Here is a 5,889-nt window from a genome sequence, read left to right as displayed (position 1 = left end):
TCGGACGGGCGATAGCCCGGACGACCCGGCGTTGCCGGAGAGACCCGTGCCGTGAAATCGGCGATTTCGACCGACTTTTTCAACACTATCCGCCCTGTGATGTATATCCCTTCACCCCGCGCTGCGCAGCGGTATCCTTCAGCCGCGATACCGCAAGGCGTCGACCAGCAGGCGGAAGGCCGGGGAGGCGTGGCGGCGGTTGGGGTAGTAGAGGTGATAGCCCGGCAGGGGCGGTGTCTCGTCGGCCAGCACCTGGATCAGGCGACCCGTGGCGAGGTCTTGCGCGACGATGTCTTTTGGCAGCATCGCCAACCCCAGCCCGTCGAGGGCCGCGTGGTGCATCAACTCCAGAGTGTTGAAGATGACGGGGCCGGAGATGCGCACCCGGGTGTCCTTGCCGCGGTGCAGGAAGCGCCACGCGTAGAGCGTGTCGGAACTCGGCAGGCGCAGCCCGATGCAGCGGTGCTCGGTCAGCGCGTCGGGCGTCTCGGGTCCGCCATGCCTGCCGAGGTAGGCGGGGGTGGCGACCACGGCCATCTCGACATCGGGCGAGATGCGCACGGCGATCATGTCCTTCTCGACCTGCGCGCCCAGGCGCACGCCCGCATCGAAACGCGCGGTCACCACGTCGACGAGGCCATAATCGACGATCACCTCGACGGTCAGCTCGGGGTAGTCCGGCAACAGTCGCGCCAAGGCGGGCGCGATCACCCTGCGCGCCGCATGTTCGACGCAGGTCAGGCGGATGTGGCCGCCGGGACGCGCGCGGGTCTCGACCAGTTCGGTCAGCCCCGTCTCGAGGTCGCGCAGCATGGGCGCCATCCGCGCCACCAGCCGCTCGCCCGCAACCGTGGGCGCAACAGAGCGCGTCGTGCGGGCCAGCAGGCGCACATCCAGCCGCTCCTCGAGCCGCCGCACGATCTGGCTCAGCGCCGATTGCGAGATCCCCATCTGCTGCGCCGCCTTGGTAAAACTGCCCGCCTCGGCGACCATGACGAAGGCCGAAAGATCGGCGATATCCTCGCGCCGCATTCATCACCTCAATTATAAGTCCAAGTAGACTTTGCCAGCTAATCGCAAGGCGCGCCAGCGGGCATAGTGGTCTCATCACCGAATGGAGACCGACATGACCCGCATCACCTTTCCGAACTCGAACACTCCCGCCATCGCGATGGCAGCACAGCTCCACCTGCCCGAAGGCTTTGACGCGGCACGCAATTACCCCGCCATCGTGGTCACCCATCCCGGCGGCGGGGTTAAGGAACAGACCGCCGGCACCTATGCCGCCGCGCTGGCCAAGGCGGGCTTCGTCACCATCGCCTATGATGCCTCGCATCAGGGCGAAAGCGGTGGAGACCTGCGCCAGCTGGAGAACCCCCATATCCGCACCGAGGACGTGAGCGCGGTGATCGACCACCTGACCACGCTGCCTTTCGTCGATGCCGAGCGGATCGGCGCGGCGGGCATCTGCGCCGGCGCGGGCTACACGGCGAATGCGGCGATCAACGATCCGCGGATCAAGGCGGTGGGCACTGTCAGCGCCGTCAACATCGGCGCGATGTTCCGCCACGGCTGGGACGGATCGCTCCCCTCCGAGGCGGCGATCCCCTACCTTGAGATGGGCGCGGCCGCACGGAGCTCGGATGCGGCGGGCAACCCGGTGGCGCAGATGCCGATGGCGCCGCTGAAGGAAGAGGACGCGCCGAACGAGGAGTTGCGTCAGGCGTGGGAATACTACCACACCCAACGCGCGCAATGCGCCACGGCACCCGGCTGGGCCACCGCCCGCAGCCTGACGCAGTTGGTGAGCTATGACGCGTTCAACATGGCCGAGGTGTTCCTGCGCCAGCCCTTGCAGATCGTCGCCGGGTCCGAGGCGGGCAGCAAGTGGATGAGCGACGACCTCTACGCGCGTGCGGCCAGCGCCGAGAAGGGGTTCCACGTGGTCGAAGGGGCGAACCACATGATGCTCTACGACGGCGCGCAATTCGTGGCCGAGGCGGCGGGCGTGCTTGCCACGTTCTTCGGCAAACACCTCGCGGCATGACTTGTGAGCCCCCGTCCGGCCAACCGGGCGGGGGCTTTGAGCGGGATTTGGGTTTCCCGGCCCTGAGCAGCCACTCGTCACGTCTAGAGTTGCTGCAACGCGGCTTCCCCAAAGCGGACGTCCCAGAATGTGGACAATGCCAACTCTCAGAAGGCATGATCAACTAGTCTTTGAGCCTCCGGATCTTCGTTTTTCCGTTGCGCCGGTCACCAAGTACAGCGAGGCTAGGAGAGTACGCGCACCGGCAAATCGCTTCGAAGGTCTCGGGTATGACTCTGATGGGCATTCGATCCGTCAGAGATACGCCCATCTAATATTTGAGTAAAATCAATGATCCTTTATAAAACGATCGCTCTTAAGTTTGGACACCACCTCGAAAACGAAATGCCTGTGGATATGCACGGCCCCGATGGGCAGCGGGTCTCGTCCGAGGAAATCCGTCAGCATTGGCAACAAGTTCTTAGCGATCTCTCCTCGGCGAGGATCTATTTGCTCGACCATAACGCTGCGAATTATCTCGACTCGTTGAGAATGGATGTCCAAGGCATGCCATGGGAGCATCGTCCTGAGTCCGACATTCAAGACTATGTGCGCGATATCGAACTTCCGCGTGACCTCATTTGGATAGAGTATGACGACCGCAAACTGTGGGAAGACCGTTGTGCTCGAGGAGTAACGACCCTGGACAAAGAAGAACTGAGCAACCGGCGTCAGCGAGGGTTCCTCTTTGATAATCGTTCTCCCGAAAAACTGAGCGTAAGCCTCTTCTCAGCAATGACGGACACCATCTTCTTAGATGCGCCCTTCGTTCTGGAGATTTCGAAATCACGAGATGGTCGTCCCGACTTTAATGACACCTTTTGGAAACCTCAGCGGACAGTAGTGGCGGGATTTATGAGGGCAGGACTGTTGCCCGATGAAGCTTCGTTTAGGGAATACTTCGAGGAACACAAAGGTCACCTCACATACGATATGGTAGTCGGGTTTATGCTCTTCGCTGCTCTCGCTGCGCGTGAGGACGACTTGATATCGCAAGAAGTTGCGAGCCTATCAACATCACAGGCCAAGACAGCGCGGAAGTTTGGCAAGGCTTGGATGACTGAAGTTCTCAAGTCTCATGTCACCATTCGAATTGGACCGGCAGGCGAGCGACACTTGACTGAGCAAAAGGCCAGGCTTCGCTTTGAGCAAGCACAGGCCGGAAGCCGAGCTACACCCACTGAGCATTGGGTGGCCGAACATGAAAGACGGTACGCCGACGGGAAAGTGGTACGGGTTCGAGCGCACAAGCGAGGACAACCAGCAAGTAGGGATTTACCCACGCGCGTCGTTGGCCCGAGAGTCGAGGTGTGATTTTTCTGACAATCGTTATTCAGAGACAATAACGCTGCTCAGCCTACGGTGCTGGCCCAACGCTGCTATTCAGACCATCTCGATGCCGCACGGCAGAATGCCGGGAAGTGGCTACCCGAGTACAGGGCTGCACGCCTCGACACATTGACTCTTGGCCTCTGTAGTGCGATACTACTGCCTGAGGGGTCTTAATCCCCAACGGCATAGACGGGCTAAGCATTCGGTGCTGCCCAATATTTTCAGGGGCCGCTGCTTAGGAGGTGCTTTGTCGCAGCTCCTGCAGCGGCCTCAATCGCTATGTCTACCTTTTTATCTGCATAGCCCCAAAAGCCGCCGAACCACCGGCGTGCAACGCCCGGCTTTATCGTTCTCTCGATTTCGGAAGCTAGTTGGGCGGGGCTCAGGTCCGTTTGCCGCAAAATTTCAGACATCTCACGGCACGCCAATTCATCCGTCTGGTCGCCTTCGCTGGGCTCTAAGTTTGACAGTCGCCCAAGCAGAGCTTGTATCGCTGGCTCTAGCGATTTCGGTCCGGAAATTTTTTCAGACGCTACCTGCCGAAGGTAGAATGAGTGAGAAAAAGAAATTGTCCGAATTTGGATATAGAATAGGCGTGCCAACCGCTCTTTGGGCGTCTCTGCCGAAAGCGAAGCGTCTGATGATATCACGGCTACATCGAAACTTTGTCCTTGCTTGCCGGATCTCGTCAAAAAAAGCTCAAGGTCTTCGCTCTGAAACAAGTCGCGCCTTTGCTTCTCCGATTTGATTTTTGTCTCCCGACCAGATCGAATGAATACGAACGGAGCACCGACTCCGACATACTTGGAGCCAACTGTTTCGATATCAAAAGTGTTGAGAGATTTGTTCTTTGTACTGCTAAGTATCCAGGCATCCCGAAGAGCTTGCGCCGCGTTTGAAAAGGGCAGTTTAATTTCTCGGTCATCCAGTAAATCAAGCCGCAGATCGCTCTGCAACACTTGTGCGGCAATTTCCGAAGTACTGTATTCCACCCCACCTGCGGATCGAGCTATCTCATGAATGGAGTCCTCATTCAAACGGAACCCGAGCTCAAAGCGACCAGACATCTGCCCATCGAAGTAGAATCGTCTATATACGGGATACGCCAAGATGGAGCGCAGAAATCCCGGAATCGGATTTAGAAAATATTGTGACGGATACTTAACTAAATTGTCGCAGTCTGCGTAGTAGTTCTCGCCAGAATAACCTGCCGCCGACTTTGTTCTTGTATGAATTTTTCCGAAACCACGCGCAAATTCGGCTCTCGGGTCAGTTTGTCCCCATGCGGGGCGTTCCAAACGGCCTGCGTTCTGCCGGTGTAGGCTCCGAAAATCGGCCAATGGAAATACAACTGCAAAGTACATGGCACCTCATTCTTGCGCATCTTGGCTGATAGAAGCAGATAGATACCCCAAGGTCCAGCAGAGACAGCCTCTCATAGGTGGCCAAATCACGAAGGACATGAAAGGCTGCTTTCCTGGTCTTGACCTGCCCCCCGGAAGTTCCCTCAATCTGATGTAGAGTCTGCCCAACCTGAAGGAGCAGACGAGATGAGGAAAAGCCGTTTCACCGAGGCGCAGATTATCGGGATGCTCAAAGAGCAGGAGGCCGGTTTGCCGACCTCGGAGCTGTGCCGGAAGCACGGTTTTAGCCCGGCGACGTTCTACAAGCTGAAGGCCAAGTATGGCGGGATGGACCTTTCGGACGCTAATCGGCTCAAGCAACTCGAGGCCGAGAACGCGAAACTGAAGCGCCTTGTGGCCGATGTCATGCTGGACAACGTTGTGCTGAAGGATCTGCTGGGAAAGCGCTAACGACGCCGATACAACGGCGGGACGCGGTGCTGCGCGCGCTGAAGGATCATCCGATCTCTCAGCGCCGGGCCTGCGTCCTGATCGGTGTCGATCCGAAGACGGTGCGGCGAAAGAGGCCGCCCGACAACCCGGAAATCCGTGAGGCGATGCACGAGATCGTCGAGAAGCGCCGTCGCTTCGGCTATCGGCGCGTCGGCATCCTGCTCGAGCGCAAGGGCATGATCATGAACGAAAAGAAGCTCTACCGGATTTACCGGGAAGAAGGCCTGTCGGTGCGGCGCCGTCGCGGCCGCAAACGAGCGCGGGGCAGTCGAACGCCGATGCCAGTGCCGCTGCGGCCGAACCAGCGGTGGTCGCTGGACTTCCTGTCCGACACGTTCGGGGCTTGCCGCAAGTTCCGTATCCTGGCCGTGAACGACGACTGCTGCCGCGAAAACCTCACCCTGATCGCAGACACGAGCCTTTCCGGGGCCAGGGTGGCACGCGAACTTGATGCTCTGGTCCGGATCTATGGCAAGCCCAACTGCATTGTCTCGGACAATGGAACCGAGTTCACCAGTAATGACCTGCCCCCCGGTCGTCCCTCAGTCATAACGAGAGTCCTTGGGGTTGATAGTGGTCTGTTTCGGGTTGGGCAAGCGCGCCGGGCGCGGAGCC

General features: G+C 59.1%; 4 protein-coding genes and 1 pseudogene. 3 read left to right on the top strand and 2 right to left on the bottom strand.

Translation table 11 applies throughout. The features are described 5' to 3' along the window. Positions 1 to 138 precede the first annotated feature (138 nt). Positions 139 to 1,032, bottom strand: coding sequence for a LysR family transcriptional regulator (locus BW967_RS18240; RefSeq protein WP_076486543.1), 894 nt, complete (start codon positions 1,030 to 1,032; stop codon positions 139 to 141). A gap of 94 nt (positions 1,033 to 1,126) precedes the next feature. Between BW967_RS18240 and BW967_RS18235 the strand changes: the two genes are divergently transcribed. After that, on the top strand, positions 1,127 to 2,047 hold the full coding sequence (locus tag BW967_RS18235; RefSeq protein WP_076486544.1) for an alpha/beta hydrolase: 921 nt from the start codon (positions 1,127 to 1,129) through the stop codon (positions 2,045 to 2,047). Positions 2,048 to 2,377: 330 nt separating this feature from the next. Beyond that, on the top strand, positions 2,378 to 3,400 hold the full coding sequence (locus BW967_RS18230; RefSeq protein WP_076486541.1) for a hypothetical protein: 1,023 nt from the start codon (positions 2,378 to 2,380) through the stop codon (positions 3,398 to 3,400). Between the two features lie 239 nt (positions 3,401 to 3,639). On the opposite strand, the gene BW967_RS18225 is transcribed toward BW967_RS18230, so the two are convergent. Further along, the gene (locus BW967_RS18225) at positions 3,640 to 4,782 is read right to left on the bottom strand and encodes a hypothetical protein (protein WP_076486539.1); all 1,143 of its coding nucleotides are present in this window, start codon (positions 4,780 to 4,782) and stop codon (positions 3,640 to 3,642) included. A gap of 186 nt (positions 4,783 to 4,968) precedes the next feature. Here BW967_RS18225 and BW967_RS18635 point away from each other — a divergent pair. After that, a pseudogene (locus BW967_RS18635) lies at positions 4,969 to 5,792 on the top strand (IS3 family transposase); the annotation flags it as partial. Between the last annotated feature and the right edge of the window lie 97 nt (positions 5,793 to 5,889).

It is taken from the genome of Rhodobacter aestuarii, from assembly GCF_900156655.1.
Lineage (GTDB): Bacteria > Pseudomonadota > Alphaproteobacteria > Rhodobacterales > Rhodobacteraceae > Rhodobacter > Rhodobacter aestuarii.
This window is presented reverse-complemented; position numbering and strand designations above follow the sequence as displayed.